The 15,710-nt window shown below is 60.5% G+C and carries 15 protein-coding genes, 1 tRNA gene and 1 pseudogene; 13 read left to right on the top strand and 4 right to left on the bottom strand.

Annotation, left to right across the window (positions count from 1 at the left end; translation table 11 throughout):
* Both VNC39_RS06960 and VNC39_RS06955 read left to right on the top strand, forming a co-directional pair.
* The coding region (locus tag VNC39_RS06960; RefSeq protein WP_325397535.1) for a PDZ domain-containing protein at positions 1 to 246 on the top strand (246 nt) is incomplete at its 5' end.
* Between the two features lie 103 nt (positions 247 to 349).
* On the top strand, positions 350 to 1,225 hold the full coding sequence (locus VNC39_RS06955) for an NAD(P)-dependent oxidoreductase (protein WP_325397533.1): 876 nt from the start codon (positions 350 to 352) through the stop codon (positions 1,223 to 1,225).
* A 146-nt stretch (positions 1,226 to 1,371) separates the two neighbouring features.
* Here VNC39_RS06955 and VNC39_RS06950 read toward each other — a convergent pair whose 3' ends face one another.
* Positions 1,372 to 2,172, bottom strand: coding sequence for an alpha/beta fold hydrolase (locus VNC39_RS06950; protein WP_325397531.1), 801 nt, complete (start codon positions 2,170 to 2,172; stop codon positions 1,372 to 1,374).
* Between the two features lie 196 nt (positions 2,173 to 2,368).
* On the opposite strand from VNC39_RS06950, the gene VNC39_RS06945 reads away from it, so the two are divergent.
* The 6 genes from VNC39_RS06945 (at position 2,369) to VNC39_RS06920 (ending at position 8,935) form a co-directional block, all read left to right on the top strand.
* Positions 2,369 to 2,956, top strand: coding sequence for a sigma-70 family RNA polymerase sigma factor (locus VNC39_RS06945; RefSeq protein WP_325397530.1), 588 nt, complete (start codon positions 2,369 to 2,371; stop codon positions 2,954 to 2,956).
* Positions 2,953 to 3,597 (top strand): NrsF family protein, encoded by a 645-nt coding sequence (locus VNC39_RS06940; RefSeq protein ID WP_325397528.1) that lies wholly within the window; start codon positions 2,953 to 2,955, stop codon positions 3,595 to 3,597. Before VNC39_RS06945 ends, VNC39_RS06940 begins: the two co-directional genes overlap by 4 nt.
* Before the next feature lie 809 nt (positions 3,598 to 4,406).
* On the top strand, positions 4,407 to 5,111 hold the full coding sequence (locus VNC39_RS06935; protein ID WP_325397526.1) for a gluconate 2-dehydrogenase subunit 3 family protein: 705 nt from the start codon (positions 4,407 to 4,409) through the stop codon (positions 5,109 to 5,111).
* 4 nt (positions 5,112 to 5,115) lie between these two features.
* On the top strand, positions 5,116 to 6,894 hold the full coding sequence (locus tag VNC39_RS06930; protein WP_325397524.1) for a GMC family oxidoreductase: 1,779 nt from the start codon (positions 5,116 to 5,118) through the stop codon (positions 6,892 to 6,894).
* 11 nt (positions 6,895 to 6,905) lie between these two features.
* Complete coding sequence (locus tag VNC39_RS06925; RefSeq protein ID WP_325397522.1) at positions 6,906 to 8,264, top strand: cytochrome c; 1,359 nt, start codon at positions 6,906 to 6,908, stop codon at positions 8,262 to 8,264.
* Between the two features lie 595 nt (positions 8,265 to 8,859).
* Positions 8,860 to 8,935, top strand: a tRNA-Thr gene (locus VNC39_RS06920).
* Between the two features lie 137 nt (positions 8,936 to 9,072).
* Here VNC39_RS06920 and VNC39_RS06915 read toward each other — a convergent pair.
* The 3 genes from VNC39_RS06915 to VNC39_RS06905 form a co-directional block, all read right to left on the bottom strand.
* The gene (locus VNC39_RS06915; protein ID WP_325397520.1) at positions 9,073 to 9,429 is read right to left on the bottom strand and encodes a DUF167 domain-containing protein; all 357 of its coding nucleotides are present in this window, start codon (positions 9,427 to 9,429) and stop codon (positions 9,073 to 9,075) included.
* Between the two features lie 16 nt (positions 9,430 to 9,445).
* A complete protein-coding gene (locus VNC39_RS06910) occupies positions 9,446 to 9,571 on the bottom strand; it encodes a hypothetical protein (protein ID WP_325397518.1) in 126 nt (41 codons plus the stop codon).
* A 139-nt stretch (positions 9,572 to 9,710) separates the two neighbouring features.
* Positions 9,711 to 9,965, bottom strand: coding sequence for a hypothetical protein (locus tag VNC39_RS06905; protein WP_325397516.1), 255 nt, complete (start codon positions 9,963 to 9,965; stop codon positions 9,711 to 9,713).
* Between the two features lie 191 nt (positions 9,966 to 10,156).
* Here VNC39_RS06905 and VNC39_RS06900 point away from each other — a divergent pair, with 191 nt between their 5' ends.
* The 5 genes and pseudogenes from VNC39_RS06900 to VNC39_RS06880 form a co-directional block, all read left to right on the top strand.
* Positions 10,157 to 11,242, top strand: coding sequence for an AI-2E family transporter (locus VNC39_RS06900; RefSeq protein WP_325397514.1), 1,086 nt, complete (start codon positions 10,157 to 10,159; stop codon positions 11,240 to 11,242).
* A gap of 106 nt (positions 11,243 to 11,348) precedes the next feature.
* Positions 11,349 to 12,341, top strand: a complete 993-nt coding sequence (locus VNC39_RS06895; protein ID WP_325397512.1) for a GNAT family N-acetyltransferase — start codon at positions 11,349 to 11,351, stop codon at positions 12,339 to 12,341.
* 172 nt (positions 12,342 to 12,513) lie between these two features.
* The gene (locus VNC39_RS06890; protein ID WP_325397510.1) at positions 12,514 to 13,683 is read left to right on the top strand and encodes a glycosyltransferase; all 1,170 of its coding nucleotides are present in this window, start codon (positions 12,514 to 12,516) and stop codon (positions 13,681 to 13,683) included.
* A 244-nt stretch (positions 13,684 to 13,927) separates the two neighbouring features.
* Positions 13,928 to 14,746 carry a glycoside hydrolase family 16 protein gene (locus VNC39_RS06885; protein ID WP_325397508.1) on the top strand — a complete coding sequence of 273 codons (819 nt, stop codon included), beginning with the start codon at positions 13,928 to 13,930 and terminating at the stop codon, positions 14,744 to 14,746.
* Between the two features lie 248 nt (positions 14,747 to 14,994).
* Positions 14,995 to 15,710: pseudogene (locus tag VNC39_RS06880) on the top strand (hypothetical protein); the annotation flags it as partial.

The following is a 15,710-nucleotide window of genomic DNA, read 5'->3' as shown; positions in this document are numbered from 1 at the left end:
CCGAACAACGCCTCCGGCGCGGTGATCGTCAGTGTGGCCCCGAACTCGTTCGCTGACCAGGCCGGGCTGCAACCGGGCGATCTGCTCGTCAGCGTCGGCTCGAAGGCCGTGACCTCTCCGGACGATGCGGTGACGGCGATCGACGCAGCCCGTAAGGCGGGCGCGAAAGCCATCGCCCTGCGCATCATCCGCCAGGGTGAATCGCTATTCGTCGGCATCGACCTGACGAAGCACAGCCAGGGCTGACAAGCCAATGTCCGGCGGGGCGCGTCGCGCGCCGCCGGACATGCGCGTCTTTCAATCCGCAGGTTGCGCCCCATCTCCACCGGGTCACAACTTCGGAGTCACCATGAAAATTGGATTTGTGGGCCTCGGCCAGATGGGCAGCGGGATCGCCGCCAATCTTTTGAAAGCCGGCCATGAACTCAGCGTCTACAACCGTTCGGCCGGCAAGGCCGAGACGCTGGTCGCCCAGGGCGCGACCCTGGCGAAGACCCCCGCCGCCGCTGCCCAAGGCGATGTGGTGTTCACCATGCTGGCGGACGATTCCGCGGTGGAAACCACAATATTCGGCGAGAACGGCATTCTGGGCGCGCTGAAGCCGGGCGCGATCCATGTCTCCTGCACCACGATCAGCGTGAAACTGTCCGAAAAGCTGACGGAAGCGCACGCCAAAGCCGGGCAGCGTTATGTCGCCGCCCCGGTCTTCGGCCGCCCCGATGCCGCGGCAGCCGCGAAATTGTTCGTCGCCGCCGCCGGCGAGGCTCAGGCGCTGAAGGACGTCGCGCCGCTGTTCGACGTGATCGGCCAGCGCACCTATGTGATCAGCGACAAGCCTTCCGCCGCCAATCTGGTGAAGCTCAGCGGCAATTTCCTGCTCGCGTCGGTGATCGAGTCGCTCGGCGAAGCGATGGCCCTGGTGAGCAAGGGCGGGATCGACCGGCACGTCTATCTGGACCTGCTGACCTCCTCGCTGTTTTCCGCCCCGGTCTACAAGACCTATGGCGCGCTGATCGCCGACCAGAAATTCTCCCCCGCCGGCTTCGCCGCGCCGCTGGGGCAGAAGGATATCCGCCTGGCCCTGAGCGCCGCGGAGGCGCTGAGCGTGCCGATGCCGCTCGCCAGCCTGCTGCGCGACCGGTTTCTGACGCTGATGGCCAATGGCGGGGACAAGCTCGACTGGTCGGCGATCGCCGGTCTGGCGGCGAAGGATTCCGGCCAGTAAGGGACGAAGGAAGGAAGCGCTTCTTTTTGTAAACAAAAAGAAGCAAAAAAACTTTGTTCATTTGGGCTCGTGCTGGTTTCGCCGGTACGGGCCCAATTTCGAAGACGTTTTTGCTCCGCTTTTGCAAAAAACGGCCCCTGGCCCGCTCAGGCTTCCTGGCCGGCTGCCTTGAGGATGAGGCGGGCGATTACGTCCGGATGAGAGATCATCGAGACATGGCTCGACTTGATCTCAATGGTATCGGCGCCCATGCGCTTCGCCATGAAGCGCTCGAGATCGGGATTGATCGTGCGATCCTCAGTGGAGACTGCATAGTAACTCGGCTTGGAGCGCCAGGCGGCGTTCGTTGTGCGGCCGGCCAGCAGCGCCCTGTGAAACGGTTCCTGAACCGCATAGAGGACCCGAGCTTGGGCGGTTGGCACATCACCCGCGAAATCACGCAGAAAGGCTTCTTCGGTCAGGCGCCCCTCATCACCGTCGAAGACGATTCCGGCTGAGGCGGGGGGCGTCGCATAACGCTTGGCGAGCGCAGGATAATCCTCGCCCGCATCCGGGGCCCGCGCCGCGACATAGACGAGGGCTGAGACCTTCGGGTGCACGCCGGCTTCCGTCACGATCATGCCCGAGAAGGAATGGCCTACAAAAACGGTCGGGCCATCTTGCCGGTCGAGCACGCGTTTGGCCGATGCCACCGCATCGGGGAGCGTGGTCAGCGGATTCTGGACCGAGGTGACATTGAGCCCGGCCGCCTGCAATTGCGGAATCACCCCGCTCCAGCAGGAACCATCTGCGAAAAGCCCATGCACCAGCACGACATTGCGTGCCTTGAGAGGCGCTGTCGTTATCGGCGTCATCGTCGCCGTGCCGGCAGCGCTCACGCGTGTCGCCAGCACGGAGGTGGCGGCGCCCGCCACAAGGGCGGCGGCGAAATCACGTCTGTTCATCATGATCATTCATCCCATGGTTATCGTCACGTCTGGCGCGAAAACGAGCCGCCTCATGCGGCCCTATTCCGGTTCCATAGGGTCATTCGCTTCCACGAGGCGAAACGCATCGCGCTCACGCCGACGTGATCTATGAAAAGCATCAAAATATTTTTTGACCGAGTTGTGACGAATGGCGTTTCCAAGCGAAATAAGCGGCATGACATTGAAGGAAGAAGCGTGGTCTGCCGCGATGCGCGCTGAGCGAAGAGGGGATGCCGCGTCCTACGAATGGCTGCTGGGCGATATCAGCGCCCGGCTGCGGCCGTCCGTCCGCGGCCGCGTGCGGCAGCTTGGCCTGCCACCGGACGATGTCGAGGACATTCTGCAGGAGGTGCTGATCGGTCTGCACGCAATGCGGCGGCGATGGGATGAGAGCCGGCCCTTCCTGCCCTGGCTGCACGCCATTCTGCGTTACAAACTCACCGATTCCGTGCGGCGGCGTGCTCGCGAAAAGCGGGTCCGGGCAGATCTCTCGGCGGAGGAATGGGGCGACATCGTGGACGAGACCGCACAGACTGAGGACGCACTGACGAAAGCCGCACTGGAGCGGGCGCTCAGCACCCTTCCGGCAGGCCAACGCCACGTTATTGAGGCTGTCGCGATCGACGGCACCTCGGTCCGGGAGACAGCGACGGAACTCCGGGTCAGCGAAGGGGCGATCCGTATGACAATGCATCGGGCTTTGGCGAGATTGGCGGCGTTTGCTGAAAACGCCGGTAATGGACATTCGAGAGGTCGGAAATGAGCGATACGATTGACGTGATTAAGCACCTGGCGCGTGAGGCTGGGCAGCAGGGCGGAGCCAGTCAGACAATTGGAGATTTCAACCGGTTGCTCCTTACCGGAACGGTCGGCGCATTTGCCTTGGCCTTCCTGCTGGTCTGCCTTGCCTTCGCGGGAAGCTTTGACCCGGGAACGGTCCTCCGGTCCTACCCTTTTCACTTCAAGATCGGCACCATGGCGCTGTTGGCGGCCGGCGCCTTTTTGATTCTTCGCCAGCAGGGCATTCCGGGGGCGAGCCTCCGGATAGCAATTGCCGCTCTGCCCGGACCGGTCGCGCTGCTTTTCCTCGCCATCTTCGATCGCAGCGGGTATCCTCTTTTTGGTCAGAATGCCGCCTCGGTCCCCATCTGTTTCTTCGCGATTCTCGGCGCCTCTCTTCCTGCACTGCTCATCCTGCTTCGGGTGATGCGCCGCGCGGTGGTTACCCGGCCAGGCATGGCCGGCGCCGCCGCCGGCCTGCTGGCGGGAGCCCTGGGAGCGGCCGCCTATGCGATTGCCTGCGAGAATAACGGCGCCCTCTTCGTCTTCACCTGGTACGGGCTGTCAATCGCCGTGGTCTGCGTCCTCGGTGCGTTGCTCGGCCAACGCTATCTGCGCTGGTAGCCGCAACGGCCACCTCCCCAAAAAGCGCTATTTTTTGTGAACAAACAGCAGCCTCAAAACTTAATTCAACTGGCCCCGTGCCGTTTCAAGACAATACCACTGAGTGGTTAGCCAACAGCGATATCACGCATTTTTGGAGTGGTCTCGACCGAAAAGTTTATGGCAACGTCTGCAAAAGCAGAAAGTAAAATCGCATTTGCCTAATCGACCGGGGAGCAAATAATACAAATATCCACTATCATATCGTTGCGCTAACGCCGGCAGATGCTGGATGGACAACAAATGAGTTCTGCGAGTTGATGAGTTCAACTTGGCCGACTCTCGATTATATCTCGCGAGGACATCGCGATGCCCCCTATATCAGACCGATTTAATCTGAGACTCGAAGCGTGAAATCTGTGCTGCGAGACTTCACGCCCCGAGAGACGGGGCGTGGGTCGCTACGAATTTTGTCAACCCCACCTCCATTATATATCGCCCATCCATAGAAGATTGAACGACATACACGATAAATCCGGACTCGAAATAAATAAACTTTGCAAGACTCACATTTGCCGGCAAGGGAGCGCACGGCCATTTGCCCCTCGCTTTTTCACATCTGCATCGGTCGCCAAGGCGGCGAAGCCAACGCCGCGCACCCGATATTGCGCTTAGCTTGTTTCATCATAACTGGCATGCCCCGCAAAACACGAGGATCCGGCGTTAAAGTGCAGGGAACGCCCTTGATTTTCTGCCTGTATGGCGTCTCATACGCCACGTTGCGTTACATACGTCGCGTATGCGCCTTGCATGATAATGGAGTAGGCTGAATGACTGACGAGGGTATTTCACAAGAGCGCAGACGCTTTCTTCGCCAAGCCATCGGCACGATCCCTGCGGCATTTCTTGTCAACGGCGCCGATCTTGCCGCGGCCCGGGCGCAGACGGCACCGGCTCCCTACCAGCCCACTTACTTCAATGTCGATGAATGGGCGTTCATCAATGCAGCTGTCGATCGGCTGATCCCCTCCAGCGAGGCGGGGCCCGGCGCGCTGGACCTCCATGTGCCGGAATTCATCGACCGGCAGATGCAAACTCCCTATGGTCATGGTGAGCTGTGGTATATGAGCGGCCCGTTCAATCCGAATGCGGATTTCACGCTCGGCTACCAGCAGCCTTATGCACCGCGCGCGCTGTATCGGGTGGCGATCGCCGACACCAACGCTTTGTGCCAGCAGTTGCACGGCAAGAATTTCTGCGACCTCGATGCGGCCACGCAGGATGAAGTCCTCGGCCAGCTCGAAAAGGGCAAGGTAACCCTGCCGCGGATCAAAGCCATCGAGTTCTTCATTCAGCTTTTGGCCAACACCAAGGAAGGCTACTTCGCCGACCCGATGTATGGCGGCAACCTGAACATGGGCAGTTGGAAGATGATCGGCTTCCCCGGCGCACGGGCCGATTACAAGGACTGGGTGACGCAGTACGGCAAAGTCTATCCGCTTGGCCCTGTGTCTATCGAAGGTGAGAAGGCTTAACCATATGACTATCAAAATGAAACCGGTCGACGCCGTCGTCATCGGCATGGGCTGGACTGGCTCTATCCTCAGCATGGAGCTGGCACTCGAAGGTTTGAACGTGGTCGGGCTGGAGCGTGGCGAATATCGCGACACCTCCCCCGACTTCACCTATCCCAAGGCAGCAGACGAGCTGAAATACGGCATTCGCGGCGATATGTTGCGCAAGCTGTCTAAGGAGAGCGTGACTGTCCGCCACAACGAAGGCGACAGCGCCGTACCATACCGCCAGTACAACGCCTTCCTGCTGCCGGACAATCTTGGCGGCGCCGGAATGCACTGGAACGGCCAGCATTACCGGCCGTCGCCTGAGGATCTGAAATTCCGCAGCCATAACGTGCAGCGTTACGGTGCGAACTTCCTGCCGGCGAACATGACAATCCAGGATTACGACCTTACCTATGAGGAGCTGGAGCCGTTCCTGGACAAGTTTGAATATCTCTGCGGCACGTCAGGTCAGGCCGGCAACCTCAATGGCACCATGATCAATGGCGGCAACCCGTTCGAGGGTGCCCGTTCGCGGCCCTATCCGACGCCGCCGGTACCCAACATCTATGGCGCTGAACTGTTCGCCCAGGCGGCCCGCCAGATGGGCTACCATCCGTTCCCGCAACCTTCCGCGAACTGCTCACAGCCTTATACCAACTTCTATGGCGTGCGGCTCGGGCCCTGCAATCTTTGCGGTTTCTGCGAACGCTTCGGCTGCTTCCTGTACTCCAAGGGGTCGCCGCAAACCACCGTGCTGCCGGCCCTGCGCCAGAAGCCGAATTTCGAGCTGCGCACGCAAAGCTGGGTGACCCGGATCAATCTGGACAATACCGGCAAGCGCGCCATCGGCGTCACGTACATCAATGCGGGCGGCGAGGAAGTGTTCCAGCCGGCAGACCTGGTGGTCCTCTCGTCCTTCCAGCTCAATAACGTACGGCTGATGCTGATGTCCGGCATCGGTACGCCCTACGATCCGAGCACCGGCAAAGGCGTGATCGGCAAGAACTTTGCCTATCAGATGATGAGCGCGACCTCCGTGTTCTATGACAAGGACGTGCCGATCAATCCGTTCATCGGCGCCGGCTCCGGCGGGTCCGTCATCATCGACGAATTCAACTCCGACCATTTTGATCACAGCAAATACGGCTTCGTCGGTGGCGGCTATATCATCGGCGGGCAGACCGGCGGCCGGCCGATCCAGCAGCTTGCAGTTCCCTCCGGTACCCCGGCCTGGGGCGAGGCGTGGAAGCGCGCCGCGAAGGACAACTACCTGCATGCCACCTCGGTCGTCTCGCATGGCGCGGTGCAATCCTACCAAGACGCGTATCTCGACCTCGATCCAACCTATCGGGATACGCTCGGCAACCCGCTGCTGCGCATGACCTTCGACTGGCACGATAACGAATACAAGATGACGCAGTTCCTCACCGACCGGGTGCATGAAATCGTCCAGCAAATGAAGCCGAAATCGTACTCCACGCTGATGCGCAAGCCGGGCGATCATTTCAACGTACGCCAGTACCAGACCACGCACGTCACCGGCGGCATTATCACCGGCGCCGATCCGAGCAGCAGCGCTGTCAATCGCTATCTGCAGAGCTGGGACGTGCCGAATCTGTTCGTCACCGGCGCCTCGGCCTTCCCGCAGAATATCGGCTACAACCCAACCGGTCTGATCGGTGGTCTCACCTATTTCGCGGCGAACGCGATTCGCACGCAGTATCTGAAATCCCCTGGGCCGTTGGTCCAGGCGTAAGGGAAAATCCCATGGCATCAAAAATCACGCCCCTGCGCGTCGTCGCAGGGCTGGTCATCCTCGGCGTTGTGGGTCTCGGCGTCGCTGTCGGCGCGCCGGTCGCGTTCGGCGGCGACAGCGGCAACCCTTCGGCCTCTCTTCCGGTCCCCATCACCCCTGCCCTGATCCAACGTGGCTCCTATGTGGCGGTCGAGGGCGACTGCGCTGCCTGCCATACCAACCCGGGCGGCCAGGCCTTCGCCGGCGGCCTGCCGATCAACACGCCGATCGGCGCTGTCTTCACCTCTAACATCACCCCGGACAAGCAAACCGGCATCGGCTCATGGAGCTATGGGGAGTTCGAGCGCGCGGTGCGCCGCGGCGTCCGCCCGGACGGCACGGCAATGTACCCGGCCATGCCCTTCCCCTCCTACGCGCACATCGACGATGCCGACATGGAGGCGCTGTACGCCTACTTCTCGAAGGGCGTGCAGCCGGTGGTGCAGCAGGACAAGCCAGCCAACATTCCCTGGCCGCTGTCGATGCGCTGGCCGCTGACCTGGTGGCGCTGGTTCTTCGCCCCGGTCGTGCAACCGGCCAGCGCGCCGGGTAGTGCCCAAGACGCGGAGCTGGCCCGCGGCGCCTATCTGGTGGAAGGGCTCGAACATTGCGGCACCTGCCATACCGATCGCGGCATTGGCTTGCAGGAATTGGCGCTCACACCGCAAGGTGGGCCGGCCTATCTGGCGGGCGCAGTGGTCGACAATTACAGCGCCAGCGACCTGCGCGGCGACCCGCTTACCGGGCTCGGCCGCTGGAGCGAGCAGGATATCGTCGAGTTCCTGCAGACCGGCCACAACAGCAAGACCGCGGCCTTCGGCGGCATGACCGATGTCGTGACACACAGCACGTCGCACATGCAGCTCTCCGATCTGCAGGCGATCGCGCACTTCATCAAATCGCTGCCGGGATCCGGCCAAGAACAAGCCTTTGTCTACAACCCCGCCGTGGCTCTGGAGCTGCAACGCGGTGACGTGTCCGCCCGAGGCGCTCAGGATTACCTGAACAACTGCGCCTCCTGCCATCTGAGCTCGGGCGCGGGCTATACCGACACCTTCCCGGCCCTGGCCGGCAATCCGGTGGTGAATGCCGCCAACCCGGTGTCGCTGATCCATATCGTGCTGACCGGCGGATCGACCCCGCCCACGGCCGGCGCGCCGACCTCCTTCACCATGCCGGGCTTCGCTGACCGCCTGTCCGACCAGGAGGTCGCCGATATCGTGACGTTCATCCGCTCAAGCTGGGGGAATCAGGGCGCTCCCATCGATGCCTCGACCGTCGCCGGTGTCCGCAAAGCCATCAACGCGCCAGAGCCGACGCTCTCCAAGTAAGGAGGATACATCCGGTTCCACCTGGCTGACGGCCCGCTTTCGACGAGAACGATTATGACCGGCCGCCGCGGCCTCCAGCGAGGCCCGGCATCGGCAAGGACCGGGCACCCAAGTCCGCACGTTAAGCAGACCTTTCAACGGCCCTGGGGAAACCTAGGGCCGTTTTGCTATTGCGGAACCAGTTGCTGTCACATCTCACCACCGGACAGGACATCGCCGCCGCCGTTGAGGCCGGGATCGCATCGGGGCAGGCAAACGTAATCGAAATTATCATTGGTATCGCCTGCCCCCATCGGGAAGGAATTAGCGTTTGCAGCCGCGGTAGAGTGTTGGTCCCGTAAGCACCTGCTGATCCGCACTCGTTCGGCTTTGCCGCAGACCGTGCTCACCAATAAAGTCAGACATTTTGACCAATTGGCACCGGTTGGATGTGGCTACAGGGGGTAGATTTCAGCCAACCAATATGCGATATGGCGCCGGCAAGCCGATCAGCACACTACACCGCCGTATTTAGAGCGTGGTATGCCGGTTCAGCTTGTAGCATACTTTGCTTTGGGATGGCTTTTGGATAAAAACCGTTCTAAATCAATAAGTTGCCGTCCTAGCTCAGTTGGTAGAGCAATTGATTCGTAATCAATAGGTCGCCGGTTCGATTCCGGCGGACGGCACCATTCACCTTTTTTTTCAATGACTTAAGCATCCGGCTGTCTCGGCCCCTGAGCATCCTATACGGCGGCGAATGCCGCAGAAGCACAAAATCGCTATTCGATTGCATCCAACTCAAGAGTGCGGCCGCGGGCGGCATTGTTCACGCTCGGCCGGTGACGGCGAAACCAACACGGCCCGGAAATGGCCTGCCCAAACAAGTTGCCCGCGCGCCCGCGACAAGAAATTTTTTATCCCGCGCGGTCGCGCCAGCCTCCAGCATGAACGCGGCCGGTTTCAGGCCCAGCCAATCGGCCAAGGCCTGGATGATGGCGGCGTTGGCCTTGCCATCTTCCGGCGCGGCCGCGACGGAGACTTTGAGCCGGGCATTCGGCCAGCCAGGAGACGCGGCCGCCGCCAGGACCGGCCCGATTCTTACGCGCCGGGCGCCTGGCTGGGCCTTCACCGCCAGGACCAGACCCGATTCTGTCTCGATCCAGAACTCTTCGCTGCTCGACATGGCTCCCCTCCGGCCTTCAGGCGCCGCCGGCGGAGTCTTCGAAAAGGCCGGCGATGCCGGGCGGCCGCGGCACGGAAAAGCCCGACTTCATTCCCAGGCTGACCCAGGGCCACCACATCGCCCACCACCAGGCGGCGCGCATGATATCGTCGTTCCACGCATAGCGCGGCCGAAATTGAGCCGAAAAATCCGGAGTCATATTGGGCAGGGAACCTAGCATCAGTTTATGCGCGATCTGCGGAAAAAGCGGCGCGACGCTGGCGCATCGGCCGCCCGCCCCCTCAGAGAGAGCGCTCTCCCTTCATCTCATGGGTCTGTTGCATCTCGCGCGCCCGCTCCGCGCGGTGCTTGGCGATCTCATGCCCGGCGATGCACCCGCCAATCGCCCCCAGCACCGCATGATGGCCGGCATAATGCCCCGCCACGGCGCCCGCCGCACCACCGGAGACGCAGCCGACCGCTCGAGCTTGGCCGGCGCCGAAAACCGCCAGGCCGATCCCCGCTGCCACAGCCAGGGAGAGAAGTTTTAATGTCATAAGTCCATCCATATCTTAGAAGGGGCCGCGCTATAGCAGGAACGGCCTTGCCGGGCCAGGAATGGCTGACCATTGCGCCCAGAATAGGGCGCAATGAGCGCGGCGCCCCCCTTTCGCGCCGGGTGGCATTGTGCTTGGTCAAAGCTTTACGATCGCGCGCCCGGACATTCATGCCCCTCCGGAGATCCGCCATGCCGCCATTGCCGAAACGTCTCCACGCCATCGCCGGCACCCTTGTCATCGCCACCATTCTCGCCGGCGCCGTCTACACCGTGCGTGATTTCCTGCCGGCACTGGCCTGGGCCGCCGTGCTCGCCATCGGCCTTTGGCCGATCCATCTCGCCCTGCAACGCCGGCTCAAATGCAGCGGCCAGCTCTCGGCACTGGTCCTGACCGGATCCATCGCGCTGCTGTTCATTCTGCCCATCACCTTGGTGTCGATCCGTGCGGCGGCCGATATCGGGCCGCTGGCGCAGTGGGTGAGCGATACGAGCCAAAACGGCCTGCCGGCGCCCGCCTGGCTGAGCCTCCTGCCATTCGGCCGGGACGAGGTGATCACCTGGTGGAACACCCATCTCGCCACTGGCGGTGCGCTCAAGCAGACCTACACGTCGCTGCGGCATACCCCGTCCTTGCAGCACGGCCAGGTGCTGGCGCTCCATGCCGCGCATCAGATGACGCTCATCCTCTTCACCATCGTGACCCTGTTCTTTTTGCTGAAGGACGGCACCAAGCTGGCGGCGCGGGGCCAGGAATTGTCCATGCAGCTGATCGGCCCCACCGGCGAGAAGATTTTTGAGCAAATCACCAATTCCATCCGCGGGACAATTTCCGGCCTGGTCCTGGTCGGCCTGGGCGAAGGCATCGCCATCGGGATCGCGTATGTCATCTTCGACCTGGCTTATGCCCCTTTGCTGACCATCATCACGTCCGTGGCTGCCATGCTGCCCTTTGGCGCCGTCATCGTGGTCGTGATCGCGGGGCTTATCGCCCTGGAACATAGCCGGATCGCGGCGCTCTGCATTATAGCCTACGGTTGTACGGTGATTTTCATTGCCGACCATTTCGTGCGCCCGAAACTGATCGGCGGGGCAACGAAAATACCGTTTCTCCTCGTGCTGATCGGCATTCTCGGTGGGCTTGAAAGTTGGGGGCTGATCGGCCTGTTCATCGGCCCCGCTTTGATGGCCGTGGTGACGATGCTTTGGCAGCAACGCCGCACCGTCCTGCCGCCCGCTTTTCCCCGCGAGCACAACGGCACGGATGCCGAAAACTAAGATTCACACTTTAAGATGGCATAACCTGTCTTTTAAGTTGCAATTAAGAAACGTATTACAATAATAAATCGCATAAAATTTGCGAGAGGCTCACGGCGTGACAAAAATGACCCGCAAGGACGCCTTACGGCAAAACCCAAATTTGTGCCTGGATGAACAGCTTCCCCGGCCCGAGCCTTTCGCCGCACCGACCATCTTCCATGAGCCCTGGTGGCTCGACGTGACGACACGGGGAAGAATCGAAATGGTCGAGAGCCGTGAGCACAACAAAATCGTCGGCCGCATGTATTATCTGCCGATGAAACGCAGCGGCATTGTGAGCAGCAACATGCCGCCTTTCACCCATTTTCTCGGCCCGGCGATCGATCCCGGCCCCGGCAGCGCGCTGACGCGGCATCTGAAGACACTCTCGATCACCGCCGATCTCATCGAAAAACTGCCGCGCGGCTCCGCGTTCCGGCAAAAAATGCATCGCGGGGTTACCGACGTGCTCGCCTTCCAGGCGGCTGGATTTGAAAGCCTGGTGCAATTTACGTATGAAATTCAGCCCGCTGACGAACAGACGATCTGGTCCGGCATGCGCGACAAGACGCGCAATGCGATCCGCAACGGCGAGAAATTTCATCAGATCACGGACGCGCTCGATCCCGACGGCTTTATCGATTTCTACCGCAAGAATGTCAAAAGCGCCGGCATGACGGAAAATGTCGATCTCGAGATCGCCCGCCGCCTGACGCAGCGCTGCCTGGAGCAGCGCAACGGCAGATTCCTCCTGGCCAGGGACGAGAACGGCCTCAACAAAGCCGCCATCTTCATCGTCTGGGACCGCCACTCCTGCTATTATCTGATGTCCACGCGGGCGCCCGACAGCAGCTATGGCGCCATCCCCGCCTTGCTCTGGGCCGCCATCAAATTCGCCGTCGCCAACGGTCTGATTTTTGATTTTGACGGCGCCGTGAGTGACGGTGCCGTGAAACTTTTTCTAGGTTTCGGCAGTGTGACCACGCCGCGTTACATCATCGAGCGCTCAACGACGGCCTATAAGCTATTGCGCCTATTGCGCCGGACCCTGTCGGATACCAGCAACCCTTATTGCTGAGCTTCATGCTATCCTACGATATCGTTGGCGTAATTTAAGCCCCCATCGGCGTGCGGGCTCTATGCCCCCTCTTGCCATTATGTTAGAAATCGTTCCTAACTCGCAAGAATCAACGTCCATACCGGTTTCCCATCTAATGGGGAAGACGGCAGATGTTGGAGACCGATATTTTATGTCCTATGATCCCACCACAAATTTTTCTGCGCCTGACATCAACGCCTACGTGCATCTCGCTTACGGATTCGATGCGCAAAAATGGCAGAACGATTGGAAGACGGGTACGAAGATCGGCCTGAACGAAGAATTTCCCTATGGCTATCATCATGCGGCCGCGTTCGGGGCACGAATCGTCTATTCCACCGACCATAAGGAAAATGCGCCGCAAAAAATCCTGCGTTATGCGCTGCGGCTTCTCTGCGGCTTCGACCTCGCTCATGCCTGGCGGAACCGCCGGAAACTCCACGCCGCGGACATTGTCTGGACCCATACGGAATCTCAGTCGCTCGCGATGCTCTGCGTCATGCGCCTGAGCAAACCCGCCAGAAAACCGAAGATTATTGCGCAAGGCGTGTGGCTTTACGATGAATGGCCCCGACTCAACGGCCTGAAAAGGATATTTTACCGGAGGCTGTTGCGTACCGCAGACATTCTCTCCGTACTGTCGCCTTTGAATCGGGATGCCGCCTCCCGGCTGTTTCCGACGCAGCGCGTCGAATTCGTGAAATTCGGCATCAAGGCCGACTACGAGCCGCTGACGAAAGCCAGCCCCGAAGGGCGACCGATCCGGATTCTTTCGCTCGGCAACGACCGCCACCGCGACTGGGACACACTGATTCACGCGGCCGGCAACCAACCGGGCATCGAGGTCAAGCTTGCCACCGCGAGCCTCAAGCACCCGCCCAACGCCTCCAATATCTCGATCGTCCATCCCCACACCAATGGCGAGCTCTTCGCCCTGTTCGACTGGGCGGACCTGGTCGTGGTGGCGCTCAAACCCAACCTGCATGCCTCCGGCATCACCGTAATCGAGGAAGCCGTCATACTGGGATTGCCGGTGATCTGCACCCGCGCCGGTGGGCTGGAAGCCTATTTCCGCGCCGACGAGGTTTTCTACGTGGAGGGTGAGGACCCTGCCCAACTCCGCATGGCGATCCAGCGTCTGGCCAGTGATGGAGCGCGCCGGCAAGCGCTGATCCACAAAGCCCGCCAACGCCTGCATGACGACGGACTGACCTCGACCGGCTATGCGCGGCGCCATGTCGAACTCTCGCGGCAATTGCTGGGCCATGCCGCGCCAACAGCCGTGCGTCCGAAGACGCGCCAGGACATCGGCGCCTTTTGAGCCGAACCTGCCGCCGCGGCCCGATCAATCATCGCAGGATCGGCTGGTACGCCCCCGGATCGCCGCCAGGGCGAGCCGGCATGTTTGGGACGCTGTTATGAAAGTTGCAGCCGCATCGGACCGGCATGTCAGGACACCTCTCACCAAAAATGATGTGACGAACATAATCGCCGAGTGTTATCGTCGTTCACCGGACCCCGGATTTCGGCTTTGCGCTGCCTTAACATGATCTGGAGATAATTCCATGACCCTCATGCGCCCTAAACTCGCCTGGGCCGCCTGGCTCTTGACGATTGCTTTATGGATCGCAGGTCTCGTGGCGAACAAAGCCGAGGCGGACAGCCTGGATCTCAGCCATTACCGCATGACCTTCAACGCGACATTTCAAACCCTGAATGCCAGCAGCTATGGTCCCGGCGGCCAGTGGATCGCTCATACGCCCTGGAACGGCGATTTCGGCGATAATGTTTTCGACAATCCGGGGCCGGGCGGACCCTTCACGACATCGCCTCAGGGCCTCACGATTACCGCTTACAAGGACAGCCATGGCCATTGGCATGCCGGCCTGCTGTGCTCCTGGATCCCCACCCCTGACGGCCCGCGCGGCTTCAGCCAGCGTTTCGGCTATTTTGAAATGAAGGCGAAATTGCCGGACGGTCCCGGCGTGTGGCCTGGTTTCTGGCTGGTCGGCGCGAGCAAAACCAACTCGCCGGAAATCGATGTCATGGAATATTACGGCGCCTTTCGCGCCTCATACCGGATCACCGAACATGTCTGGAACCATGGCCAGAGCGTATACGGCCGCTCCGTCGCGATCGACGTGCCGCCAGGAAGCCTTTCAGCCGGTTACAATACATTCGGCGTGCTGGTCGGCCCCCAAAAAACCACCTATTACCTCAATCGGAACGAAGTCTGGTCGACGCCCACCCGGCCGGAATTCATGCAGCCGCTCTACATCCTGGTCGATCTCGCGATCGGCGGCGGCTGGCCCGACGACAAGCTGACCTCCCCGCAGCGCATGGAGGTGCAATATATCCGCGCCTATCAGGCGATAGGTCAGTAAGACGGAAGAAAGAAGCCGCTTTTTGAAAAAAGCGGCACCAAAAACTTTTGTTATGCTGGGCACGGGCTTCGTCGAGGACAACGCCCATGGCCCAGAGTCATAAAGTTTTTTTGCGCTACTTTTTGTTCACAAAAAGTAGCTCTTTCTTCCCTATCTTCCTTCATCATGTCTCTCTTAACGACAACGTAACATTGATCGCCCGTTCGCTCTCTGATAGATTCGGGACGATTATTTTTTGGATCAGCGAGATGATCACAGGCCTTGGCGCCATTATTCTACCGCTTTGCGTCTTTTATTGGCGGACGCCGCTGCGCCTGTTGCAGCTCGTTTTTATCGGCGCCGCCTTTGCCGCCGCCGCTGTCCTTGTGATCGGCAATTATGGCATCTCGCCGGGCTTGCTGCCGGCGATTCTGTTCATCGGCTATTTCCTGCTGCGGCTTATCCTCGGCGCCTCCTACCCGGCCGGGAACGGCGTTCTGCGCGTGCTCATGCCCTTCATTCTTGTGGTCATCGGCGCTTTGATCAGCTCGTTGCTCATGCCGCGCTTTTTCGAGGGCGAGATTTTCGTCTGGCCGCAGAAATTGAGCGGCTTCGGCGTTCTGACCCCGCTCAGCCCCAATGCCGGCAACTATACCCAGGATATGTATCTCATCATCAATGCCGGGCTGACTGTCGCCGCGTCCTTCTATCTGGTGACGATCGGCCGGGAGATGCAGACTTTGTTCAACACCTATCTCTATGCCGGGTTGCTGGTCGTGGTCATCTCGCTTTGGCAATTCGCCGCGAATACAATCCATATCTGGTTTCCCACCTCATTTTTCCTGTCCAATCCCGGCTGGGCCCTGCTCTCGGACGAGAACATCGGCTCAGTGATTCGCATCACCGGCCCATTCAGCGAGCCCGCCGCCCTGGCCGGCTATTTATGCGGCATCATCGGCGCCTCGGGCTGGATGATCTTCAACGG

The sequence above is a fragment of the Acidocella sp. genome, from assembly GCF_035535915.1.
In the GTDB taxonomy this organism is placed as follows: Bacteria; Pseudomonadota; Alphaproteobacteria; order Acetobacterales; family Acetobacteraceae; genus Acidocella.
This window is presented reverse-complemented; position numbering and strand designations above follow the sequence as displayed.